Raw genomic sequence first — 23,314 nt, forward strand, 5'->3', positions numbered from 1 at the left:
TCAAAACTAAACAATATCTTTCCCCTCAAGCAACCTTACCACCTTTTACCTTGGTTAAGTCCTCGACCGATTAGTAATGGTCCGCTCCATGCGTCACCGCACTTCCACTTCCATCCTATCTACCTCATCATCTCTGAGGGGTCTTACTTCCTTAACGGAATGGGAAATCTCATCTTGAGGCGAGTTTCACACTTAGATGCTTTCAGCGTTTATCTCATCCATACATAGCTACCCAGCGGTGCTCCTGGCGGAACAACTGGTACACCAGCGGTATGTCCATCCCGGTCCTCTCGTACTAAGGACAGGTCCTCTCAAATTTCCTACGCCCGCGACGGATAGGGACCGAACTGTCTCACGACGTTCTGAACCCAGCTCGCGTACCGCTTTAATGGGCGAACAGCCCAACCCTTGGGACCGACTACAGCCCCAGGATGCGATGAGCCGACATCGAGGTGCCAAACCTCCCCGTCGATGTGGACTCTTGGGGGAGATAAGCCTGTTATCCCCAGGGTAGCTTTTATCCGTTGAGCGATGGCCCTTCCATACGGAACCACCGGATCACTAAGCCCGACTTTCGTCCCTGCTCGACCTGTCTGTCTCGCAGTCAAGCTCGCTTGTGCCTTTACACTCTGCGAATGATTTCCAACCATTCTGAGCGAACCTTTGGGCGCCTCCGTTACCTTTTGGGAGGCGACCGCCCCAGTCAAACTGCCCACCTGACACTGTCTCCCACCACGATGAGTGGTGCGGGTTAGAGTGGTCATAGTGCAAGGGTAGTATCCCACCAACGCCTCCACCGAAACTAGCGTCCCGGTTTCTATGGCTCCTACCTATCCTGTACAAGCAATACAAACACTCAATATCAAGCTACAGTAAAGCTCCATGGGGTCTTTCCGTCCTGTCGCGGGTAGCCTGCATCTTCACAGGCAATTCAATTTCACCGAGTCTCTCGTTGAGACAGTGCCCAGATCGTTACGCCTTTCGTGCGGGTCGGAACTTACCCGACAAGGAATTTCGCTACCTTAGGACCGTTATAGTTACGGCCGCCGTTTACTGGGGCTTCAATTCAGAGCTTCGCCGAAGCTAACCCTTCCTTTTAACCTTCCAGCACCGGGCAGGCGTCAGCCCCTATACTTCATCTTACGATTTTGCAGAAACCTGTGTTTTTGATAAACAGTCGCCTGGGCCTTTTCACTGCGGCTGGTCTTGCGACCAGCACCCCTTCTCCCGAAGTTACGGGGTCATTTTGCCGAGTTCCTTAACGAGAGTTCACTCGCTCACCTTAGGATTCTCTCCTCGACTACCTGTGTCGGTTTGCGGTACGGGTAGTTAGTTACTCACTAGAAGCTTTTCTCGGCAGCGTGACATCAACGACTTCGCTACTATAATTTCACTCCCCATCACAGCTTGTTAACCCGGATTAAAACATTTAACTCTAACCCTAACTTACTGCTTGGCCGGACACTTCCAATCGTCCGGATCGTTTAGCCTTCTGCGTCCCTCCATCATTCAAACGCAACTAACTAGTACAGGAATCTCAACCTGTTAGCCATCGACTACGCCTTTCGGCCTCGCCTTAGGTCCCGACTTACCCTGGGAGGACGAGCCTTCCCCAGGAAACCTTAGTCATTCGGTGGACAGGATTCTCACCTGTCTTTCGCTACTCATACCGGCATTCTCACTTCTAAGCGCTCCACTAGTCCTCACGGTCTAACTTCATCGCCCTTAGAACGCTCTCCTATCACTCAACCTAACGGTTGAATCCACAGTTTCGGTAATATGCTTAGCCCCGGTACATTTTCGGCGCAGGATCACTCGACTAGTGAGCTATTACGCACTCTTTAAATGATGGCTGCTTCTGAGCCAACATCCTAGTTGTCTATGCAACTCCACATCCTTTTCCACTTAGCATATATTTTGGGACCTTAACTGGTGATCTGGGCTGTTCCCCTTTCGACGGTGGATCTTATCACTCATCGTCTGACTCCCGGACATGAATCGATGGCATTCGGAGTTTATCTGAAGTTGGTAACCCATGACGGGCCCCGTGTTCAAACAGTGCTCTACCTCCAAGATTCTTAATTCCGAGGCTCCCCCTAAAGAGATTTCGGAGAGAACCAGCTATCTCCAAGTTCGTTTGGAATTTCACCGCTACCCACACCTCATCCCAGCCTTTTTCAACAGACACGGGTTCGGACCTCCAGTGCGTTTTACCGCACCTTCATCCTGGACATGGGTAGGTCACCTGGTTTCGGGTACATAACTACGTACTTCGTACGCCCATTTCAGACTCGCTTTCGCTACGGCTCCGGTTTTTCCACCTTAACCTTGCACGTAATCATGACTCGCCGGTTCATTCTGCAAGAGGCACGCCATCACCCATTAACGGGCTCCGACAGCTTGTAGGCACATGGTTTCAGGAACTCTTTCACTCCCCTCCCGGGGTGCTTTTCACCTTTCCCTCACGGTACTGGTTCACTATCGGTCACTAGGGAGTATTTAGCCTTGCGAGATGGTCCTCGCGGATTCCGACGGGGTTTCACGTGTCCCGCCGTACTCAGGATCCTGAACTGAGGGGGTAAGGTTTCGTCTACTGGACTATCACCATCTCTGGTGCAGCTTCCCAACTGCTTCGACTACCTTGCCCCTTGGTAACTCAAACGTTCAGTCCTACAACCCCAACAAGCAAGCTCGTTGGTTTGGGCTCTTTCCGTTTCGCTCGCCGCTACTCAGGAAATCGATTTTTCTTTCTCTTCCTGCAGCTACTTAGATGTTTCAGTTCACTGCGTCTACCGCTTACTAGCTATGAATTCACTAGTCAAGCAACTAACGACTAAGTTAGTTAGGTTTCCCCATTCGGAAATCTCCGGATCAAAGTGTACTTACCACTCCCCGAAGCATATCGGTGTTAGTCCCGTCCTTCATCGGCTCCTAGTACCAAGGCATTCACCATGCGCCCTTTGTAACTTAACCTGATTGATCGACGATCAATCGAGTTAATTGAGATAGCGATTATATTCGTTAAAAACTCAAATAACGCGGTGTTCTCGGTTTTCTTGATTATTTAGAAAAGATATTATTTAGTTTTCAAAGTACAAGCTTGAGAGGTAAACCCCTCAAAACTGAACAAAGTTTCAACGCTGTGTAGGTTTCCGATTAATTCCTTAGAAAGGAGGTGATCCAGCCGCAGGTTCTCCTACGGCTACCTTGTTACGACTTCACCCCAGTCATCTGCCCTGCCTTAGGCGGCTGGCTCCAAAAGGTTACCCCACCGACTTTGGGCATTGCAAACTCCCATGGTGTGACGGGCGGTGTGTACAAGGCCCGGGAACGTATTCACCGCGGCATGCTGATCCGCGATTACTAGCGATTCCGACTTCGTGCAGTCGAGTTGCAGACTGCAGTCCGAACTGAGAACGGTTTTAAGAGATTAGCTTGCCCTCGCGAGTTCGCAACTCGTTGTACCGTCCATTGTAGCACGTGTGTAGCCCAGGTCATAAGGGGCATGATGATCTGACGTCGTCCCCACCTTCCTCCGGTTTGTCACCGGCAGTCTCACTAGAGTGCCCAACTAAATGCTGGCAACTAGTAACAAGGGTTGCGCTCGTTGCGGGACTTAACCCAACATCTCACGACACGAGCTGACGACGACCATGCACCACCTGTCATTGCGTCCCCGAAGGGAACGCCCTATCTCTAGGGTTGGCGCAAGATGTCAAGACCTGGTAAGGTTCTTCGCGTAGCTTCGAATTAAACCACATGCTCCACCGCTTGTGCGGGCCCCCGTCAATTCCTTTGAGTTTCAATCTTGCGGTCGTACTCCCCAGGCGGAGTGCTTAATGCGTTAGCTGCGGCACTGAAGGGCGGAAACCCTCCAACACCTAGCACTCATCGTTTACGGCATGGACTACCAGGGTATCTAATCCTGTTCGCTACCCATGCTTTCGAGCCTCAGCGTCAGTTGCAGACCAGGCAGCCGCCTTCGCCACTGGTGTTCTTCCATATATCTACGCATTCCACCGCTACACATGGAGTTCCACTGCCCTCTTCTGCACTCAAGTCATCCAGTTTCCGATGCACTTCTTCGGTTAAGCCAAAGGCTTTCACATCAGACTTAGAAAACCGCCTGCGCTCGCTTTACGCCCAATAAATCCGGATAACGCTTGCCACCTACGTATTACCGCGGCTGCTGGCACGTAGTTAGCCGTGACTTTCTGGTTGAATACCGTCAATACTAGAACAGTTACTCTCTAGCATGTTCTTCTTCAACAACAGAGCTTTACGAGCCGAAACCCTTCTTCACTCACGCGGTGTTGCTCCATCAGGCTTGCGCCCATTGTGGAAGATTCCCTACTGCTGCCTCCCGTAGGAGTATGGACCGTGTCTCAGTTCCATTGTGGCCGATCAGTCTCTCAACTCGGCTACGCATCATTGCCTTGGTAAGCCATTACCTTACCAACAAGCTAATGCGCCGCAGGCCCATCCAGAAGTGATAGCCGAAACCATCTTTCAAACATTAACCAGGCGGTTAATGTTGTTATGCGGTATTAGCACTTGTTTCCAAATGTTGTCCCCCGCTTCTGGGCAGGTTGCCTACGTGTTACTCACCCGTCCGCCACTCGTTGGTAAACCAACGTCAATCAGATGCAAGCATCATCAATCAGTTGGGCCAACGCGTACGACTTGCATGTATTAGGCACACCGCCGGCGTTCATCCTGAGCCAGGATCAAACTCTCATATAAAATAAGAATTTGAGATAGCTCTCAAAAATAAATTAAGCGAATTGACTTCGCAAATGTTTTGCCTCGATCATCAAGATCAAGGACCCTACACATTTGATTCGTCGAAACTTTATTCAGTTTTCAAAGGTCTACCGTTGTTCGCTATAAGTCAGCGACTTGATCATTGTATCAAATCACTCAAGAGCTTGTCAAGAACTTTTTTGGAGAAGTTCTTGAATCATCGCTCAGCGACAACTCTTATATATTACCAAACTGTCAACTTCTTGTCAACAAGAAGTTTTAACAATCTTGTGTTGACCACCAAACGCGTAACTTTTTATCGCGGTGACAACGATTAAATACTATACACGCACATCATCTTTTACGCAAGGCCTTTTTGAAAGTTTTACCACCGCAAGATTTTTGCAACCCCTTTCTTTACGATTGGGTTAACCATTAACAATTTTAATTTTTTGACCAGCGGGTGGTGATAATAAGCAAGAATTTACTATAATGGAAACAAGAACAAATAAAAGGAATGATAAAAATGTATCAAAATAAGGTTTACCTAGCGAGTCCGTTTTTCTCACCGGAACAAAAAACACGAATTGAAAAAGTAATTACCGCCCTTAAAAAGAATCCCACGATTGATCCGGAAGGAATTTATAATCCACAAGAACATCAAGAAGAAAATTTAGCATTTGGTTCCCGCGATTGGCAAGATGCCGTTTTTAGCACTGACATGCGCCAAGTTAAAAAAGCAGACGTGGTGGTCGCAATCACTGACTACAAATACGAAGAGCAAAATTACGAACCAGATAGCGGCACCATTTTTGAAGTTGGCGCTGCTTGGGCCTGGAACATCCCCGTGGTCTTAGTACAATTCCATCCTGATAATGAATTAAATTTGATGCTAGCTCGTTCACACACCGCCATGTTTACTGGAGACAAGATCGCCGCTGGTTTAGCCAATTATGACTTCAATAACTTACCAACCCATTGGACAGATATGAAGGTCTTCTAAATAACAGGAGGATTTGCAATGACTAAATATAATGTACATGATCACCGCGTAATTACGACTCACCGGATTTTAAACCGTGACTTAAATGAACACCAAACCCTTTTTGGCGGGCGGCTGCTTGAAATTGTGGATGCTGAACCATCAATCATCGCCTCCCACCTTTCCTTAAAAAAAGTGGCTACCGTGGGCATGGAAGATATACATTTTTACCACCCCTTCCAACTGCACGACGCCTTAAAGATGACTGCCTACTTAACTGGACTGGGAAACCGTTCCGCCGAGGTCTTCGTTAAGGTAACTGGACAAAGCCTCCAAACTGGCGAACAATTCTTAGGTTATACCGGTTTTAACACCTATGTCGTTGTCGATAAGGATTTCACCTTCCCGGAATTTGAACTCGTTGGGGCGAATGATGAAGAAAACTACCTAATTAGTACTTATCATGAACGATTGGCTAAGCGAAAGCTAAACCAAGTCGCTAACCAAACCTTGAAAGATCATATTACCCTTGATTAGGGGAAAATTTGCCCGCTCTAGCTCGGCTGAGTTTGGCGCTTCGATAAGCATCCGACCTTATCACCGCTCCAAACCTAGCCGAGTTTTTTTTCACATTATAATCTCCTCCAGGGACAGGGAGCGAGGGTGCTGGCTGTATCGATTTGCTAATCATGGGGATCTTAATTTACCTCGCAATCCCCCTTGGCTTTTATGATCAAGAAGTCCCCTTGTATATTTAGTGGAATAATCAAAGGCTGAGTCCTTAGCCAGCGCATAGCCATCTTCATGCTAAAACCAAGCAAAAACCAAAGAGGCTGGGAATTAACTATTAATTTTTGCCCCTCTAACATTAAAATCCGGACTATAATTTTTGCCTTGATCAAAAATTGTAGTCCGGATTTTCGATTATTAATGAAATTGGCCCTCCATCGGTTAATTAATTGTCCCAATTTCGTTATGTTTAATGTCATCAGGGCTAGGCCAATGTCATTTTCCACAGCCCGTTGACCACGCAAATGAGTTCAGCGTATGCCAAAATCCCTCTTCATGTGACCAAAGACTGGCTCAACGTCGAACTTCCGTCGACGATAAATCGCCTTACCTTCGTCACTTGAGAGGGTCGCTTTCACTTTTGCTTTGTAATAATTCCAGGTCGGGTTAACCTTCATATAACGTTGCCGACCACCTGGTGTTTTCGTTAATTTATCCAATTGCGCTGACGGCTGGTGCTTATCTGCCCGATAGATTTTAAAATCATGTTTGAAACCATATTTATCGATTTGCTCACTATACCGATAAAAGCTAAAACGAACCCCTAAATGATCAATATAGTAATCATCTTCGGCGTTATACTGCCAATTTTGTGAGTTAGTTGGGTCGTTTTTAAACTTGCGCTTCTGTTCCTTTTGATAAGTTGTATAGGGAATAATAGGTTGCTTTTCAAACTGATCAAGAATCGTTGTGTAATTGTATTCACTACCATAACCTGCATCAGCGACGATATGTTTAAAGAAGCCTAAGGCATGAAATTGCTTAAGAAATGGCACTAAAGTCCTTGTATCAGTTGGGTTTGAAAATAATCCGTAATCAAGAACAAATTGCTTATGAGTGGCAATTTGTAAGTTATAGCCAGGTTTCAATTCCCGATTCATCATCGGATCTTCTTTCATACACATAAAAGTCGCATCATGATCAGTCTTGGAGTAGCTATTGCGACCTTGGAAGATATCTTCGGCATGTTCATACTTTTGGGCACGAGGAATTAAGTCGTTGCTTAGCTGGTGGCGAAGTTTTTTTAGGAAACGACGACGCCGTTTCCTAACTGAACCACCTTTGATGATTTTGGGTTCTTGCTCAATCTCTTCATCTAATTTAGTGATTTGCTCTCCGAGTTCTTGTTCCATTGTTTTCATGCCTTCGGCAGAAGTGACCAGCTCTGGCGCCATTTCTTGCACCACTCGTTTTTCCACTAATTCCTCATAAATCTTACTTGTCTTTTCCCTTAACTTAGCGTGGTACTTTTCCACTGCACGACGCCAAGTAAATGAATATTTATTGGCATCAGCTTCGACCTTGGTTCCATCAATAAAAACTGCATCATTTTGAATTAGGCCGTGATCTGTTAAAGCCATGGTAAAGTAGACAAAAGCACGCTTGATCAGATTACTAGCGTGCTGACTGCTCCGAAAGTTATTGATGGTGTGGTAACTATAAGTATAGTCATGGGCTAACCAACGCATTGGTAGACTCTCATCCAACATCATTTCAATCTTTCTTCCAGAATAGGTTTGACGCGAGTAGGCAAACAAGAGGATCTTAAGCATAATTGCTGGATGCGATGCAGGGCGGCCAGTAGCCGCCACCGACTCTTCCAATAGAACCTCCTGTGGAATTGAGTCGACAAATGCACTAATTAGTCGCGCAATATGGTTCTTTGGTAAATCATAGTTATAGTTTAGTACGAATTCGGTTTGCCCTATGGTATAATTTTGATACATGGAAATCGCTCCTTTTTGTTTGTTTTCGTGATAATTACATCATATCAGGAGCAACTTCCTGTGTACATAAAAACCGGATGATGAATTGTTTAAGAAATTCATCATCCGGTTTTTACTTTGGACTAGGAGTTTTTTCCCAGCCTCTTTCTTTCATTTCCGAAGGTTACTCAATAACTACGGCCATTCCCGCCCGCTGCTAATTCATCACAACTTGGCGCTCTGTCTTCAGAGGAGTCCGGTTCAAGAGCACTGAACTAGTTACAACCGAAAGGGAGGAAAAGGCCATTGCTAATCCCGCAAGTTCAGGGCTTAAGGCGAGGCCGACCCCAACAAAGAGGCCAGCAGCGATTGGTAGGCCAATCACGTTGTAGATAAAGGCCCAGAAAAGGTTGAGCTTAATCCGGTTAAAGGTCTTCTTGCTTAATTCAATGGCTAATGGGACATCCCGAAGATCATTTTTAACCAGGACAATTCCGCCAGCATCAATCGCGATATCAGTCCCAGAACCCATCGCAATCCCAACATCAGCGGTGGTTAAGGCGGGCGCATCGTTAATTCCATCCCCCACAAAAGCTACTGAGCCTTGCTTTTGCAGGTCTTCAACTACGGCGGCTTTATCTGCCGGTAGGACATTGGCCACCACCCGGTCAATCCCGACTTCCTTGGCGATGGCTTCAGCGACGGCTTGGTTATCCCCGGTTACCATTACCGTGGAGAGACCAAGTTGCTTTAGATCCGCAATGGCTTCTTTTGAAGTTACCTTGGGGGTATCTTGGATGGCGATTAATCCTAAGACCTGATCACCTTGACCAACAGCAACTACCGTTTTGGCTTCCCCCGTTAACCGGTCCATTTCTGATTGCCATTTTTCCGGGAAAGGCTGGGCCATTAAGGTTGGACTCCCGACCCAGGTAGGTTGACCGTTAACCGTCCCGGTAACTCCTTGACCTTGAATAGCTTGAAAATTAGTCACCGTTAAGTCGCTTGACCGATCGTTGGCGGCTAAGATTGCTTGCGCTAACGGATGTTCCGACTTAGCTTCCAAAGCAGCGGCTAAACCAAGAACTACTTGCCGATCCCCAATCACATCAACCACTTGGGGTTGACCAGTGGTAATCGTCCCGGTTTTATCAAAGGCCACCGTCTTAACCCGATTAACTGCTTCTAAGACATCGCCGTTTTTAATCAGAATCCCGAGCTTGGCACTCCGCCCCGTTCCAACCATCAAGGCCGTGGGGGTCGCTAGCCCCAGGGCACATGGACAGGCAATGACCACTACGGCTACGGCGTAAATTAATGCCGTCGCAAAACTAACGTACAGGAAATTGTACCAAATTTCAAAAGTTAAAATGGCAACGATTAAGACAACCGGCACAAAAATATCTGATACTTGGTCGGTTAACTTTTGAATTGGGGCGTGACTATTTTGGGCCTTCTTAACTAGTTCCACAATTTGGGCTAAGAGGGTATCATCACCGACCTTGTCCGCCTTAAAGGTTAACGTCCCGGTCTGGTTGATGGTTGCCCCAATCACCTTGTCGCCAGCTTGCTTGGTCACTGGCATACTTTCCCCCGTTACCATGGCTTCATTAACGGTCGAAGTTCCGTCAACGACGGTCCCATCGACAGCAATTTTTTCTCCCGGTTTAACCTGGATCAAATCACCGACTTGGACTTCTGCTAGGGGTATCCGGATTGGTTGACCATCCTTGATGACCGTGGCTGTTTTTGCCTGCAAATTCCCCAGCTTAGCTACTGCATCGGAGGCATTATTCCGCATCCGTTCTTCAAAGACTTGGCCTAACAGGACAAAGGTCGTCACAAAAGCAGCACTCTCAAAGAAAACCGGCCGGTTCGTTGCCATCGCAAAGAGACTATAAACATAGGCAGTTGTCGTCCCGATTGCCACTAAGGTATCCATATTAGCATGGTGATTTTTGAAGGCGGCCCAAGAAGTATGGATAAAGGGCTTCGCGGAAATCAACATAATCAACGTGGTTAAGACTAATTGGGTCCACGCCCCACCAGGTAGGTGCCCACCAAAGGGCATCAAGATCATGTTAGCGAGTAGTGGTAAGGATAAAACGACCGAAATAATAAAGCGGGTTAAAACCGTCATTATTCCACCACCACTTTTCCTTTCACCATGTCCATCCCACAAGCAAAGCCGTATTCGCCAGGCTTGCTAGTATCAATATTAAAGGTAACTTCTTCGTTAAGGGGTAATTCTTTTTTAAAACCAAAGTCCTTAGATTGAACGACTTGGACACATCCCCGATCACTAACCCGCTTAAAGGTTAATTCAGCTGGTTTTCCTTGCTTGAAAGTCACCGTATTTGGTTGGTATCCACCGTCGACAATAATTGTTTGCTTAGCCATGATATATTCCTCCTTTATTTTACAATTACCTTTCCATGGAACATATCCATTCCACAAGCCCATTCAAATTCACCGGCTTGGGAGGTGTCAATCTTAATTTCTTCGGTCTTGCCTTCGGGAAGGGGACGGTTAATTCCCCATTCCGGGAAAACGACCCGGTCCAAACAAGTTGATGGGTCCTTCCGGGTAAACTTCAACGTAGCCGGAACCCCTTGCTTTAAGGTTACGACTTCTGGCTTGTAACCCCCGTCGACTAAGACATCGGCAGTTTGCTTCTTTGCGCCTTCAACCACCGTTGCTTCCGCCGTTGATACTTGATGCTTCCCGAAGAACCACCACAGGATAAAAGCTACTAATATTATTCCAATTCCAATCGCTAACCCATGTGCCATCTCAAATTCCGCCTTTCGTTTACAACCGTAAATCTTACTACAATTCTTAGTATAGCCTACAGTTTACGTTTGTCAACGATAATTGCTTAAATTAGGGTTTTGCCCTAGCCTAAGACAATAAAAAACCGCCAACCAGGCTTTAAACCTCGTTAGCGGTCAAACTTAATAATTAATCTTTGAAAGCTTCTCCTGTCAATTCTTCAACTGGCTTAAAGGTATCCTCGTAAAGACCATCAACCTTGATCTTAGCCTTCGTCTTTTCAAAGTAAAGGGCGGAAACCATGGTTAAGTATGGCATCATCATCGCGTAGCCAAGCACGAAGAGCACCGCGCCAATCCAAATTAAGGGGTTGGTTGCTGTGTATTCCCCGTAGTAAACTAAGCCCCCGGTTAAGGCCCCCCATACTAGGACTGGTAAGTAGGTAAAGAGGATTTCAACCAACAAGAGGTTAAACTTAAAGCCAGCCATATACCGTTTGCTTACCGTTAAAGCATGACGCATGGATTGCCCCAAGAAAGCTGGTTGCTTGTAACGGTAAAGATAAACGGCTTGGGAATATTGCAGTCCCTTCCAAATCACGATGACGTAGTTAATGATTTGGCAAGTTATCACTACAATCTTATTAGAAGCCCAGATCGTTGCAACAACCCTTAATGGTAACTGCCATAAGAAGATGAATAAGCCACTGTATAAGCATAACCGTAACAGTTGATTCTTGCGGGTGTGCTTAAACCGTTGCCAGATTGAACTTGGCGTCAATTGCTTGTTTTCGTCGTTAATCCGGTCTTGGTAACCAAATTGAACGGCCACCACCAAGCACATGAAAAGAAAACCAACCGTAGCAACTAAGAAAAGTACCACCAGAAATTCTAATAAGGTGAAGAGTAATGACGTCATCGACATCATCCCGTACATGATGTACATCAAACTCATTGATAAGGAAGCCAACATCATATAGGCAAAGTAAAGGCCCAGCCCCGTTAAGGCTAACCAAATAATAAAGTAGCCGGCAAAAGGCCACATTGTCATCATGTATTCCTTCCGACTAACCATGCCCTTGAGGCTCTTAGCAAAATCCTTAATGCTAATGCCGTCAAGCTTGGCGGTTGAATTAAATTTAGACGCTTGCCTCCGATTAAAAAGTTTCAATCAAATTCCTCCCAACATTCTCTTTTTTCAGATCTTACATGTTTTCCATGATACCAAATCTATCACAAAAGAGCACGCTCTTAAACAAAGCTTAAATAAGTCTTCTTTAGGAATGCAAAAAGCGAGAAGAATGCTGTGCTTCTTCTCGCTTTTGCCGTAATCTTGGATGTTTCACCTTACCGACTACTAGTCAATTTCGTACTTTTCCTTGCTCAAAACGTTTAACTTTTCATCGAAGTCATAAACCACTGGTTGGCCAGTTGCCATTTCAAGGTTCATGATGTCTTCGTCTGAAATTTGTTCGATGTACTTGGAAAGTGCCCGTAATGAGTTACCGTGAGCTGCGATGATAACGTTCTTACCATCCAAAAGCTTTGGCGCAATTTCGTCTTCCCACAAAGGAATAACCCGTTCCAAAGTAACCTTCAAGTTTTCACCACCAGGAATAGCCCGTGGGTCCAAGTTAGCGTAACGACGGTCCTTAGCAGCTGAACCTTCGTCATCAGCACTCAACAATGGAGGCAAAACATCGTATGAACGACGCCAGATGTGAACTTGTTCGTCCCCGTACTTTTCAGCCGCCTTCTTCTTGTTGTGGCCTTGAAGAGCACCGTAGTGACGTTCGTTCAAACGCCAAGTCTTGAATTCAGGAATCCAAAGTTGGTCGCAACCTTCCAAAGCGTAGTGAAGGGTCTTGATTGCCCGCTTCAAAACTGAAGTGTAGGCGTAATCAAATTCAATTCCGTGTTCCTTCAATGCCTTCCCAGCGGCCTTAGCTTGGGCAACCCCCTTTTCGCTTAAGTCGACATCGACCCAACCAGTAAATTGGTTAGAAAGGTTCCATTCACTTTGTCCGTGACGAATCAAAACTAATTTAGCCATGTTCAATTGACCTCTTTCTTCTTAAGATAACTCGGTTAAATTCACCATACTCAATTATTTTAAATCAGATTACCTTCCTTGCCAAGAGCAAGCCGGGTGGTTAGTGAAAATTTTCATTTATTTTCGGAAAATCAAACTAAAATCTGGGCAAATCTGGATTCTGACTCCGTACAGATCTGAGATCTTGTGCAACTTGCGCAGCATCTATCGCGCTAGCGGGAGTTAGTTTGGCGCAAGCAACTAAATTTAACCCCAATCCTCTAGGAATGCGGACGCCTACATCTAATCTGGTTTTATCAGAAAATCGTCCTCAAATTGAGCTGACTGCCTTGCATTTGGCTCCGGACCATTTTTAATCTTCATGCACAAACTTCGCCAAAAGAATTGTACTACCCACAAGGGCGAGGACAGCGAGGGAAACGATCAAATCGTCAAGGGACTTTTCGTGTTCGGTAATTAGCCACCGGACGAGGGCGGTAATGCCTAAACCAAGTAAAAAGTTAACGGAAATATGGCCGCCGTTCCGCAGAATATTAATTACCATTGCGACAAATTCGAAAAAGAGGAAGAAGGTTACAACCCCTTCTAGGAGAAGGTAGTAGTTAGTGGCCGTTGTGACCGTGCTTATTTTTACCACCGTAATTAATTCATCAACCATAAAATAGATCAACGCCAACCCCAACAAAGAAATACAGATCAGACTTAAAACTTGCAAGAGGGCTCCTATTTTATCGGCCCACTGATAGAATTTTTTCATGTTTTCACCCCGTTTTCTACTATTATATGCGTCTTCTTTTAATTCAACCATGATTTTCCAGTTAAGACTTTTTTGATAATTTATTTTTCCAATTGCACAATAACTCAGGGCAACAAGCAGGTTTCCTCACTACCTCTGGAGCTTAAAACCTGTTAGAATTGTTATGATACCCAAAAAGGAGGTCGAGAAGATGTACGATTACCGTCAAGACTTAATGACGATCCTAGAAAATATCGGTGATACCCCCGCTGAACTTATCCGGGGGCAACAAATTCTCCAAGCAGCTCTAAACTTAATTACTGCTGGTGAACATCCCCACTACGAAAGCAAGCACTCTACTAACCAACCGCGGCACTTCAAAATTAAGCGCCACGTTGAACGGACTAACCCGGAAATTAACCTTAACCATGTTAAGTCAACCCCGGTTAAGCCAGCTTCAGCAACTAAGGTTCCCTTAACTGGACACCAATACGATGCCTTAAACAAAATTAAGGGCTTGGAACCAGTTTTACAAGGCTTAGTTAACCAACCAAAAACCGCCGCTGTCAAGTTTGATCACCTTAATAATCAAATGACAAAACTGCTAAAGGATCTTTCGGAAGCAGATCAAAGGGCTTTGCAACCTCGGTTAAACCAACTGAAGGCTAACTTTATGACAATTAAAAACCAAGTTAAGCCAAGCCAACCAGCGCCCAAGCCACAAGCAAAGGAAGTCAAGCCAACCCCAACTACCCCGACTCCCGTTGAAACTAACAACCCAATGACGGAAGCCTTAGCAAAAACCCAACCAAAGCAACCGCGAGCCCCATTCAGTAGCCAAAAGAGCCAATACGTTATTCAACGGCAACTCGTCGGGGCCGACCTGTTAACTGAAAATGGCCAAGAAGCTGGTCACATCAGCGAAACAATGGTGCGGAAGTTTAATCTGCAATCCGGATCAATTGTTAAAGCCGATATTCGGCCCAACGATATCTTTATTCACAAAGCCATCCGGACAATTGATCACCTCGGCGACCTTAAATTTGATGACGCCGCCAAGATTCAAACCTTTGACTTTGGGGTCGTTCAAAAGCACAAGCGCCATCTCCGGGTCACCTTTAATTCTAACAACGAACCATTAATGGTTGACGGGAAGAAGTACGCTTTCTTACTCCCCGAAGATAACCTCGTTGCTGGGAAGGGTTCGATTGTCCAACTTGCTTGGTTTACTGATGATCCTGATTCTATGCGGATTCGGTGGACTTATCCGACGGAAGAAGAAAAGGCCGCAGCTAAAGCCCCAGCTAAAAAGACAAGTCCAAGTAAAAAGCTGGAAGCTACTGCCAGTCAACCAACCGAGAAACGTTACCCCGGCATTGATCTAAGCGGGCAAACCGTCGCCGTTTTAGTTGGTAACCGTCAAGAACACGAAAGCTATGAACAAATGATTCGCCTTTACGGCGGACAACCAACCATCGTCGACAGCTTTAAGACTCAAAAGGCTTACTTAAAGAATAAGTTGAAGTCCGCTGATATTGTTATCTTAGTAAAGAGCAAGGCCCACCACGGGGCTTCCAAAGCCGTCAACGACTTCCAGCAACAATTTGGCTTTAACTTTGCGATTGCTAACACAATCTCAATGGGTCAATTCGAAGATGCCCTCTACCGAGCTGCCAATGGTTTCCCCGCTGATACAGTAGGGATAGCTAACCAGTAGTAATCAAGTTCTTTTAGGTGGGGCGACAATCCGAAAAACATTAACTAGGTCGGCGATCAGCTTCTTACTTGAAATTTAATGGAAGACTGGTTGCAGTTTAGTGCGTTTCCTTATTATAGTTACGTCAAAGACAAATTTGACCACTTGCTAAATATTTTTGGTGAAAGCGTTAACAAAAGCATGCTATAATTTAATTATTAAGGCTAACGAATGAGGTTTTCACAATGGAATATCTAGATTATGCAAAGCAAGCTAGCTGGGATGGACCGAAGAGCCAACAATCACCAATTGACCTCCCTACTTCAATATCATCAGCAGGCCACAGTAAGGTACCAATTACGATCAACTTTACCGGGACTACCCCGCTGAAAAAAGATATGCAAGTTCACGGGGATCAATTTTACGGTACGGGAACTTTAACTTGGCATGGCACGACTTATCAATTCCAACGAGTTCACTTCCACGACGGGAGCGAACACCTTATTAATGGTAAGGCCCACGCCATGGAAATGCACTTTGTCTTCCAAGGCCCCAACGGCGAAAATCTCGTCTTGGCTCGGTTTGGTGAAGTTAATCCCGCTGGCTTTGACTTGACTAAAGTACTAGCTGAAACGGCAACGAGTAAGGACTTAAATCAACTTTTTACCTCGCCAAGTCCTTACTTTGCCTATGTCGGTTCTTTAACCACCCCGCCACTAAGCCCCAACGTTCAATGGCTCGTTTTAACGATGCCAGTAACCATCACCCCAGCTAGTCTTAGTCAATTACACGTAACGTTCCCTGAAAATCACCGGGCTTGCCAACCAATTTTACAAGGAACGAAAATTACCCTTTACCAATAAAATAAGCTGTTACGAGGAGGGTGGGAAGAAACTTAAGTTTCTTCCCACCCTCTTTGTCATCTCCGAATGTTACTCAGTAACTAAGGTCAAAGCAGTAGCTGAATGGTAGTTGCTTCCCTAACGGTCGCACCAACCTATTCAGCCTTGCATGGGCTCACAAACGCCAAACCAGTTGGCTGGTTCGCTCCAAATCACGGCCTTAGCGGATAAGTGCGAACGAAAGGCCAATTCTAATGAATCAACCTTCGTTCTTCTTATCCCAACCAGGCCGTCAAGGAGCTTTTTTCCCATCCTCACTTTTATTTTAATGAACCATCCGGTACCAAGCGATCTTCAACCAACTAGCATGGTTAACGGTCTGTTGAGTAACTAATGGTGCTTTTAAGCCATAGGAGTTTAAGCTCGCCATCCCCTTAGGCTTAACCGTAATCGTTCCGATCGTCGTTCCCTTTTTTATTGGTGCTAGCAAGTTTCCATTTTTAGCAAGGGAATTTTTAAGATCAACTTTGGCGTGATAAGGTGCCTTAGCATCACCCCGGATCCAAATTTTTAATGCTGGAGCAGCTACCCTAACTTTCAGGGGTAGACCATGTTTTATCGGAATCGTCTGATAGCGCTTGGTCAAGTGCAATTGTTGGGGAGCACCATACTCATCAACTAAGGCTTGATACATCTTTTGGGTTTGGGTGAAGCGATCATCATTCCCGCCGTTGGCATGTAAAACTACGGTGATTAAGGTCCGGCCTTGATACTTAGCGGCTGAAACTAAACAAGCCCCCGCCTTATCAGAAGTCCCGGTCTTTAAACCTAAGTATTGAACCCCATTAACGGCATAACCACCAGTTAGAAGTTTATTAATGGTCTTCACCGTCTTAGCTTTGCCATTCGTTGCTTGGATCGTGGTTGAAGTTAAGCCAGCAATTTCGACCAAGTGCGGATAATGATTTACAAAGTAAGTGGCAATCTTAGCCACATCTCGGGCCGACATCGCATTTTCAGCTTTATTTGCCACTCCGGCCACCCGTTGACTCTTAAGTAAATCCCCGTTACGAAGACCAACAGCATTAACAATCGTGGCATCCTTCACCCCAATTTGGCGGGCCTTCTTTTGCATTTTTTGGTTAAAGCTAGCAGTGCTATCTCCCGTCGCCCCCGCTAAGGCTAAGGTCGCTCCATCAGCCGATTTAACAAGGGCCACCGCCATGAGTTGGTTTAGTGGATATGACTTGCCAGTCTGCAAGCCAATACTTGAGTATTCTGAATTATTGGAAATTTTGCCCACGGCCGCAGAAATCTTAATCGGTTGGGTCCACTTTAATTGACCATCTCGTACTTCATCGGCAATCACCATTACCGTTAATAACTTACTAATCGAAGCAACCGGCAACTTTTGCTTCGCATTTTGTTCATAAATGACCTGCCCCGATTTAGCATCCGCAATTAGCGAGGCCTTCGCATTGGAAAAATTGGCTTGCTCAGCAGCGCAAGCGTTGGCTGGAATGGTACTAACCAAAACTGTTACTAGTATTACTGTCATAAACTTAATAAAGCGTTTCATAATTATATTCCCACTCACTTTGACGATAACTTGAAAAAAATTTCAAAACGTGTAATATATTCAATCGAAACCAATAATTACGAAAGAATGGTGAATTTTAAATGCGTGAAAATTTGCGTGATGCCTACCTTTCTGCCATCGGCTTTGCCTTAGCCGCAATTGTTTTAGCAAATATTCTCTACAGTTAGGAGCTTAATGATGATTAAAGAATGGCTTGATCAAATTTGGCAATACACAATCAATCATAAGTGGTCAAAGGATATTTTTCGGGCTAACTTGCTCTATATTTTAATCATCCTAATCTATGACTGTTTTCACTTGATTTACCACCATTTGCGCATTGTCCCTGCCGGGATCTTCTTTCGGCTTTTTATCGTGCTAAACGTCTGCCTCTTTTTTAAGGCCTTGCTAGATTACTTAAGTCCAGATGATTAATAAATTAAACAACCTAAGCGACTGGAGAATTTTCAAATTTTCTTCCCAGTCGCTTTTTTTGCTCCAAATATCGTTTAAAAACTATACCAACGTAAGTAACCAACTTTCCCCTAAGTCACGGTTACTTAGTTTTCAATCACAATTTTGGTTCCCACTGGTAAATTAGCCGACATCCATTTTGCATCCGGAATCGACAGGCGGATACAACCATGTGAACCAGTCGACTTCCCCAGTTTATCAGCCTCTTTTACGTTATAAGCTCCACCGGCCTTGGTAGGAACACTATGGAAAAGGTAAACTCCATGATCCTTCCACGAAACATAGTAGTTTGCCCCTTCATTGAGGGAACTATTGAAAAACGAAGTTCCTCGTTCCGCTTGGGCATAGAAAGTTCCGGTTGGGGTCATACTTTCTAGCTTTCCAGTTTGCGGATTCTTTTTATACATACCACCAGTACTATACATCGTATAAATTAGCTTATTGCCATCGTATAAGTAAGTTCGATTTTGCTTTAAGCTCACCTTAATCCAGAAGTTTTTAACTTTACTCAAATCTGGATAGGACACCGTTTCCGAAGATTTACGCCAATCAATTGGCGTTCGCATATGCGCCGACGATGCGGTTAGTGTGCTAGCAGTGGTGACCTTTACCTGGCGAACATTGGCATCTACTTTCATGTGAAGCCGATTTCGTTCTAGATTAAAGCAAGTAATTAGGACAGTCGCAAAAAAGCACCAATAGAAGATTCTAATTTTCTTACTCATTATCTGTATCCCTCTGCGAATCTTTTTCCTTATAAACAACCTCCAGTTTAACTCATCGTTGCCTATAATCAACACATGTTACTGGGTATTATTAAAAAAATTGTGAAAAGATGTGAAAAAGTATTGACGTTTCTCAACTAAAAACTATTATAGTCATTGTGAGAGCTCTTTCAATCTTAAACAAAGGATCTGATTTCTTGTTAGAATAGAAATTTATGACTGCGTTAATAACTCCGACTGCCCTTTTCCTTATCAACGCTAATGCTCAGGTAAACTCAAATCCAGCTAATAGTGAATCAACTCCTAGTGAACAGGCTGTTAGCTAAAAATGATTCGTTTTTAGTCAATGATGCAAATCCGACAATTATTCACAATACTGCTTTAATTACTACTAATACCTCAATGACTACTAGTCAGTACATAAGGGGTACTCAATCAGCATATAACCTAGCGATGATTTTCAATGCTAACTTTGAACATCCTGCGGTCACTTATCAACCAGTACGTGTTGATTATGCAAACTACTGGTATACTTACTTTGCAAGTGGTAGCCACCAATCAGGTGAAGCAACTTAAAAAAAGTGCCAGAAGCCACGTTACTGAAAACGTTGGTTTCTAGCACTTTTTTATTATTACTATTTTTAAGTTTGCTCTAAAAAGCTCGGCTGTTTATTTTAATGCCTTATCCCCAATATCATGTCGGTATTCACACTCCGGTACATCTAATTGGTTAATGTAGGTGTAAACATTCGCTTGGGCGGTCTTTAAATCATCAGCTTCACTAATTACCATTAGTAGGCGTCCGCCAGCCCCAGTGAGCTTAGTTAAGTCACCAGCCACGTTCGCGTAGTCAATGGTGATTCCCGGTTTGGCAGGGAAAGTTCCTAGATTTTGACCGTGAACCGGATTAGTTGGATAGCCTTTAGCCGCTAGGACGACCCCCAAAACTGCTTGTTCATGCACTTCAACTTGGGGGAGTTCCTCATCGTTCAAGCAGGCATCCACCAATTCAAAAAGATCCGTCTTTAACCGCGGCAAAATCACTTGAGTTTCAGGATCGCCAAGGCGAACATTATATTCAATCACTTTCGGACCAGCCGCCGTCAACATTAAACCAATGTACAAAATTCCGTGGTAATGATAACCACCATCAACGAGGCCCTTTACTGTCTGCTTAACGACTTCATCAATCATCCGTTGATAATCGGCATCCGCCAATTGTGGAAGCGGACTGTAAGCTCCCATTCCTCCCGTATTAGGACCCTTATCTTGATCATAAGCTCGCTTATGGTCTTGGGCCATTGGCAAGATCCGGTATTGACCATTTTCAATGAGGACAAAGAGAGAGTATTCCGGTCCTTGCAAGCATTCTTCTAAGACTACCCGGGTTTGCCCGGCTTGAAACATTTGGGTAAGAGTTACGGCTGCACTTGCTTGATCAGGCGCAATCACGACCCCTTTGCCCCCTTCAAGACCGTTTGCTTTAATTACCACTGGGAAGCCATATTGGTCCAACCCTTCCCGGGCCGCGTTTAATTGATCATAAGTCGTATGCTTAGCCGTTGGTACCTTAGCTTGTTGCATAAAGTTCAAGGCGTAGTCCTTCGAGCCTTCTAATTGGGCCGCCCGAGCATCAGGACCAAAGATCTTTAATCCTGCTTGGTGAAATTCGTCAACAATGCCATCGACCAAAGCCGTTTCTGGGCCCACAAAGGTCCAAGTAACTTGATGTTCCTTAGCAAACTTAATCAAAGCGGCAAAGTCATTTTCTGCAATGGCAACTGGTTCCACCCCGACTGTTGGCATCCCAACGTTGCCCGGAGCACAGTAAACATGATTGACATGTTCACTTTGTTTGAGGGCCTTGGCAATCGCAAATTCCCGGCCACCGGAACCAATAACTAAGACATTTTTCCCTTCGCTCATGATCTTTCCTTTCTGATATTAGATGCTTTGCGGATCGTAGGTATTACTCCTGTTCGCCTACATCTTACGTAATCTAGCTCCATTTATGAATCATACTCTCAATCAAAGTAGCACCTTAAACCCGGCTTCACGGTTCTTTTCGCTTATCATCGCAAATTCCCGGCAAAGTGCTTTTTGCTAATGTCTAAAATGCCGTACTCCGGTAAAGACCATGGCAACCCCGGCGGCGTTGGCAGCATCGATTGATTCTTGGTCGCGGATGGAACCACCGGGTTGGACAATGGCCTTGATCCCGTGTTCAGCGGCGAACTTAACACAGTCATCAAATGGGAAGAAGGCATCAGAAGCCATCACAGCCCCTTTGACATCTTCACCGGCGTGCTTAACGGCGATCTTCAAGGAGTCAATCCGGTTTGGTTGACCGGCCCCCACTCCAAGGGTCCGTTCACCATTAGCCACCACGATGGCGTTAGACTTGACGTGCTTAACGGCGCGCCAAGCAAACATCATTGCCGCTAGTTGTTCCTTGGTTGGTTGGACTTCGGTCGCAACCGTCCAGTCGCTAGTCTTTTCTGGTAAGACGTCTTCGTCTTGAACTAAGAGGCCCCCCATCACGGAAACAAGTTCTGGTTCCGGTTCTTCTGGAGCATCAAAGTCAACTTGGAGTAAGCGGACGTTCTTCTTCTTTTCCAAGACGGCCAAAGCGTCATCATCAAAGCTTGGGGCAATGATGATTTCCAAGAAGATTTGGTGCATCTTTTCCGCCGTTGCTAAGTCAACCGGTCGGTTAAGGGCAATTACTCCACCAAAGATTGAAACGGAGTCGGCCTTGTAAGCCCGGTCCCAAGCGGTTTCAAGGGTTTCACCCGTCCCAATCCCACATGGGTTCATGTGCTTCATCGCTACGACGGTTGGTTCACTAAATTCCCGGATCGTCCGCATTGCAGCATCAGCGTCCTTGATGTTGTTGTAGGAAAGTTGCTTACCATGAAGTTGCTTTGCTTGCAGGAGAGAGAAGTTGGTTGTTGGCACCGCATCCCGGTAAAGGGTAGCCTTTTGGTGACTGTTTTCCCCGTAACGCAAAGTTGCTTCCTTATCAAAGGTCAAGGTTAAACTTTGGGCTTCAGTGGTTGCCAAGCGCTTAGTCAAGTAGTTGGCAATTACGGCATCGTAAGCAGCCGTGTGGCGGAAGGCCTTGGCCATTAGGTCCGCCCGGAGAGCCAAGCTCGTGTGACCATCTTCTTTAATCGCAGCCAAAACCCGGTCATAATCGGCATTGTCAACCACAACTGTGACATCTTGGTAGTTCTTGGCCGCTGCCCGGATCATCGAAGGACCACCGATATCAATATTTTCAATCGCATCAGCTAAGTCCTTAGTTTGGTCTTCAATCGTTTCCTTAAATGGATAAAGGTTAACACAAACCAGGTCAATTGGGGTGATGTGCTTTTCTGCCAAAGTAGCCATATCATCTTCCCGGTTCCGTCGGGCCAGTAAGCCGGCATGGACCTTAGGATGAAGAGTCTTAACTCGGCCATCTAAAATTTCTGGAAAGCCGGTTACTTCTTCAATTCCAATCGTTGGGACACCAGCTTCATCCAACACCCGCTTGGTCCCACCAGTTGAGACAATTTCAAAGCCCGCCGCTACTAATCCTTGTACAAATGGAACTAAACCAGTCTTATCCGATACACTTACTAAGGCACGCATTAGTTTTCCTCCTCCAATGACGTTAATACTTGTTTCAAAACAGTTGGGTAAAGTTGATGTTCAACTTCATGTACCCGCGTTTCCAGACTTTCAACGGTATCCGTTGGTAAAATTGGTACCGCGCGTTGAGCAATGATGGGACCAGAGTCCAGACCGGCATCGATATAATGCACCGTTACCCCGGTTTCCTTTTCGCCTGCATCAAAAGCCCGTTCAATCGAATGTAAGCCTGGGTACTTCGGTAATAAAGCCGGATGCAAATTGACAATCCGGTTCGGAAAGGCTGCCAGAATCGTTGACCCAACCACCCGTAAGTAGCCAGCCAGGGCAATAAAATCAATCTGGTAAGCCTGCAAAAGCTTTAGCAGGCGGGCTTCATAAGCTTCTTTACTACCACAATCTTTAACCGTAAAGGCTTCGGCGGGAACGTTGAACTTTTCCGCCCGTTGCATTACCGGCGCCGTTGGGTGGTTACAAAAGAGGAGGGCCAACTCCCCTGGCAAATCATGATTCTGATAATGTTCGGCAATGACCTGGAAATTGGTTCCGTTACCGGACGCTAAAACTGCAACTCGCATCTTT

General features: G+C 45.4%; 17 protein-coding genes, 2 rRNA genes and 1 pseudogene. 6 read left to right on the forward strand and 14 right to left on the reverse strand.

Annotated elements, in window-relative coordinates; translation table 11 throughout:
* Positions 1–50: 50 nt before the first annotated feature.
* Both GTO83_RS09610 and GTO83_RS09615 read right to left on the reverse strand, forming a co-directional pair.
* Positions 51–2,973 (reverse strand): 23S ribosomal RNA (locus GTO83_RS09610).
* A gap of 195 nt (positions 2,974–3,168) precedes the next feature.
* Positions 3,169–4,743, reverse strand: a 16S ribosomal RNA gene (locus GTO83_RS09615).
* The 16S and 23S rRNA genes sit together here, the layout of an rRNA operon.
* Before the next feature lie 526 nt (positions 4,744–5,269).
* Here GTO83_RS09615 and GTO83_RS09620 point away from each other — a divergent pair.
* Together GTO83_RS09620 and GTO83_RS09625 are read left to right on the forward strand one after the other, a co-directional pair.
* Positions 5,270–5,746 carry a nucleoside 2-deoxyribosyltransferase gene (locus tag GTO83_RS09620; RefSeq protein WP_180870752.1) on the forward strand — a complete coding sequence of 159 codons (477 nt, stop codon included), beginning with the start codon at positions 5,270–5,272 and terminating at the stop codon, positions 5,744–5,746.
* 18 nt (positions 5,747–5,764) lie between these two features.
* A complete protein-coding gene (locus GTO83_RS09625; RefSeq protein ID WP_180870754.1) occupies positions 5,765–6,262 on the forward strand; it encodes an acyl-CoA thioesterase in 498 nt (165 codons plus the stop codon).
* A 371-nt stretch (positions 6,263–6,633) separates the two neighbouring features.
* On the opposite strand, the pseudogene GTO83_RS09635 reads toward GTO83_RS09625, so the two are convergent.
* The 7 genes and pseudogenes from GTO83_RS09635 to GTO83_RS09665 all read right to left on the reverse strand — a co-directional run.
* Positions 6,634–8,241: pseudogene (locus GTO83_RS09635) on the reverse strand (IS1182 family transposase); the annotation flags it as partial.
* 196 nt (positions 8,242–8,437) lie between these two features.
* Positions 8,438–10,360: a copper-translocating P-type ATPase gene (locus GTO83_RS09640; RefSeq protein ID WP_180870759.1), complete on the reverse strand. Its 1,923-nt coding sequence runs from the start codon at positions 10,358–10,360 to the stop codon at positions 8,438–8,440.
* On the reverse strand, positions 10,360–10,620 hold the full coding sequence (locus GTO83_RS09645) for a cupredoxin domain-containing protein (RefSeq protein WP_180870761.1): 261 nt from the start codon (positions 10,618–10,620) through the stop codon (positions 10,360–10,362). The genes GTO83_RS09640 and GTO83_RS09645 overlap by 1 nt, the downstream gene beginning before the upstream one ends.
* Positions 10,621–10,634: 14 nt before the next feature.
* Positions 10,635–11,012, reverse strand: a complete 378-nt coding sequence (locus GTO83_RS09650; RefSeq protein WP_180870763.1) for a cupredoxin domain-containing protein — start codon at positions 11,010–11,012, stop codon at positions 10,635–10,637.
* A gap of 169 nt (positions 11,013–11,181) precedes the next feature.
* The gene (locus GTO83_RS09655) at positions 11,182–12,162 is read right to left on the reverse strand and encodes a hypothetical protein (RefSeq protein ID WP_180870765.1); all 981 of its coding nucleotides are present in this window, start codon (positions 12,160–12,162) and stop codon (positions 11,182–11,184) included.
* A gap of 186 nt (positions 12,163–12,348) precedes the next feature.
* Positions 12,349–13,044 carry a 2,3-diphosphoglycerate-dependent phosphoglycerate mutase gene (locus GTO83_RS09660; RefSeq protein ID WP_180870766.1) on the reverse strand — a complete coding sequence of 232 codons (696 nt, stop codon included), beginning with the start codon at positions 13,042–13,044 and terminating at the stop codon, positions 12,349–12,351.
* Between the two features lie 352 nt (positions 13,045–13,396).
* Positions 13,397–13,801, reverse strand: coding sequence for a phosphate-starvation-inducible protein PsiE (locus tag GTO83_RS09665; protein ID WP_180870768.1), 405 nt, complete (start codon positions 13,799–13,801; stop codon positions 13,397–13,399).
* A gap of 190 nt (positions 13,802–13,991) precedes the next feature.
* Here GTO83_RS09665 and GTO83_RS09670 point away from each other — a divergent pair, with 190 nt between their 5' ends.
* Positions 13,992–15,497, forward strand: a complete 1,506-nt coding sequence (locus tag GTO83_RS09670) for a DUF2325 domain-containing protein (protein WP_180870769.1) — start codon at positions 13,992–13,994, stop codon at positions 15,495–15,497.
* A gap of 224 nt (positions 15,498–15,721) precedes the next feature.
* Positions 15,722–16,339, forward strand: a complete 618-nt coding sequence (locus GTO83_RS09675) for a carbonic anhydrase family protein (RefSeq protein ID WP_180870771.1) — start codon at positions 15,722–15,724, stop codon at positions 16,337–16,339.
* Between the two features lie 304 nt (positions 16,340–16,643).
* On the opposite strand, the gene GTO83_RS09680 is transcribed toward GTO83_RS09675, so the two are convergent.
* The gene (locus GTO83_RS09680) at positions 16,644–17,897 is read right to left on the reverse strand and encodes a D-alanyl-D-alanine carboxypeptidase family protein (protein WP_180870773.1); all 1,254 of its coding nucleotides are present in this window, start codon (positions 17,895–17,897) and stop codon (positions 16,644–16,646) included.
* Positions 17,898–18,095: 198 nt separating this feature from the next.
* On the opposite strand from GTO83_RS09680, the gene GTO83_RS09685 reads away from it, so the two are divergent.
* Positions 18,096–18,332: a hypothetical protein gene (locus tag GTO83_RS09685; RefSeq protein ID WP_180870774.1), complete on the forward strand. Its 237-nt coding sequence runs from the start codon at positions 18,096–18,098 to the stop codon at positions 18,330–18,332.
* Between the two features lie 125 nt (positions 18,333–18,457).
* Here the strand turns inward: GTO83_RS09685 and GTO83_RS09690 are convergent, their stop codons facing one another.
* Positions 18,458–19,009, reverse strand: a complete 552-nt coding sequence (locus GTO83_RS09690) for a L,D-transpeptidase (RefSeq protein WP_255463204.1) — start codon at positions 19,007–19,009, stop codon at positions 18,458–18,460.
* 393 nt (positions 19,010–19,402) lie between these two features.
* On the opposite strand from GTO83_RS09690, the gene GTO83_RS09695 reads away from it, so the two are divergent.
* Entirely contained in the window at positions 19,403–19,672 is a 270-nt protein-coding gene (locus GTO83_RS09695; RefSeq protein ID WP_180870777.1) for a phage tail tip lysozyme, read from the forward strand.
* 93 nt (positions 19,673–19,765) lie between these two features.
* Here the strand turns inward: GTO83_RS09695 and purD are convergent, their stop codons facing one another.
* The 3 genes from purD to purN form a co-directional block, all read right to left on the reverse strand.
* A complete protein-coding gene (purD, locus tag GTO83_RS09700) occupies positions 19,766–21,022 on the reverse strand; it encodes a phosphoribosylamine--glycine ligase (protein ID WP_180870779.1) in 1,257 nt (418 codons plus the stop codon).
* 177 nt (positions 21,023–21,199) lie between these two features.
* Positions 21,200–22,732, reverse strand: a complete 1,533-nt coding sequence (gene purH / locus GTO83_RS09705; protein ID WP_180870781.1) for a bifunctional phosphoribosylaminoimidazolecarboxamide formyltransferase/IMP cyclohydrolase — start codon at positions 22,730–22,732, stop codon at positions 21,200–21,202.
* Entirely contained in the window at positions 22,732–23,310 is a 579-nt protein-coding gene (gene purN, locus GTO83_RS09710; RefSeq protein ID WP_180870783.1) for a phosphoribosylglycinamide formyltransferase, read from the reverse strand. The genes purH and purN overlap by 1 nt, the downstream gene beginning before the upstream one ends.
* Positions 23,311–23,314: the final 4 nt, after the last annotated feature.

Source organism: Lactobacillus sp. 3B(2020), assembly GCF_013487845.1.
Lineage (GTDB): Bacteria > Bacillota > Bacilli > Lactobacillales > Lactobacillaceae > Limosilactobacillus > Limosilactobacillus alvi.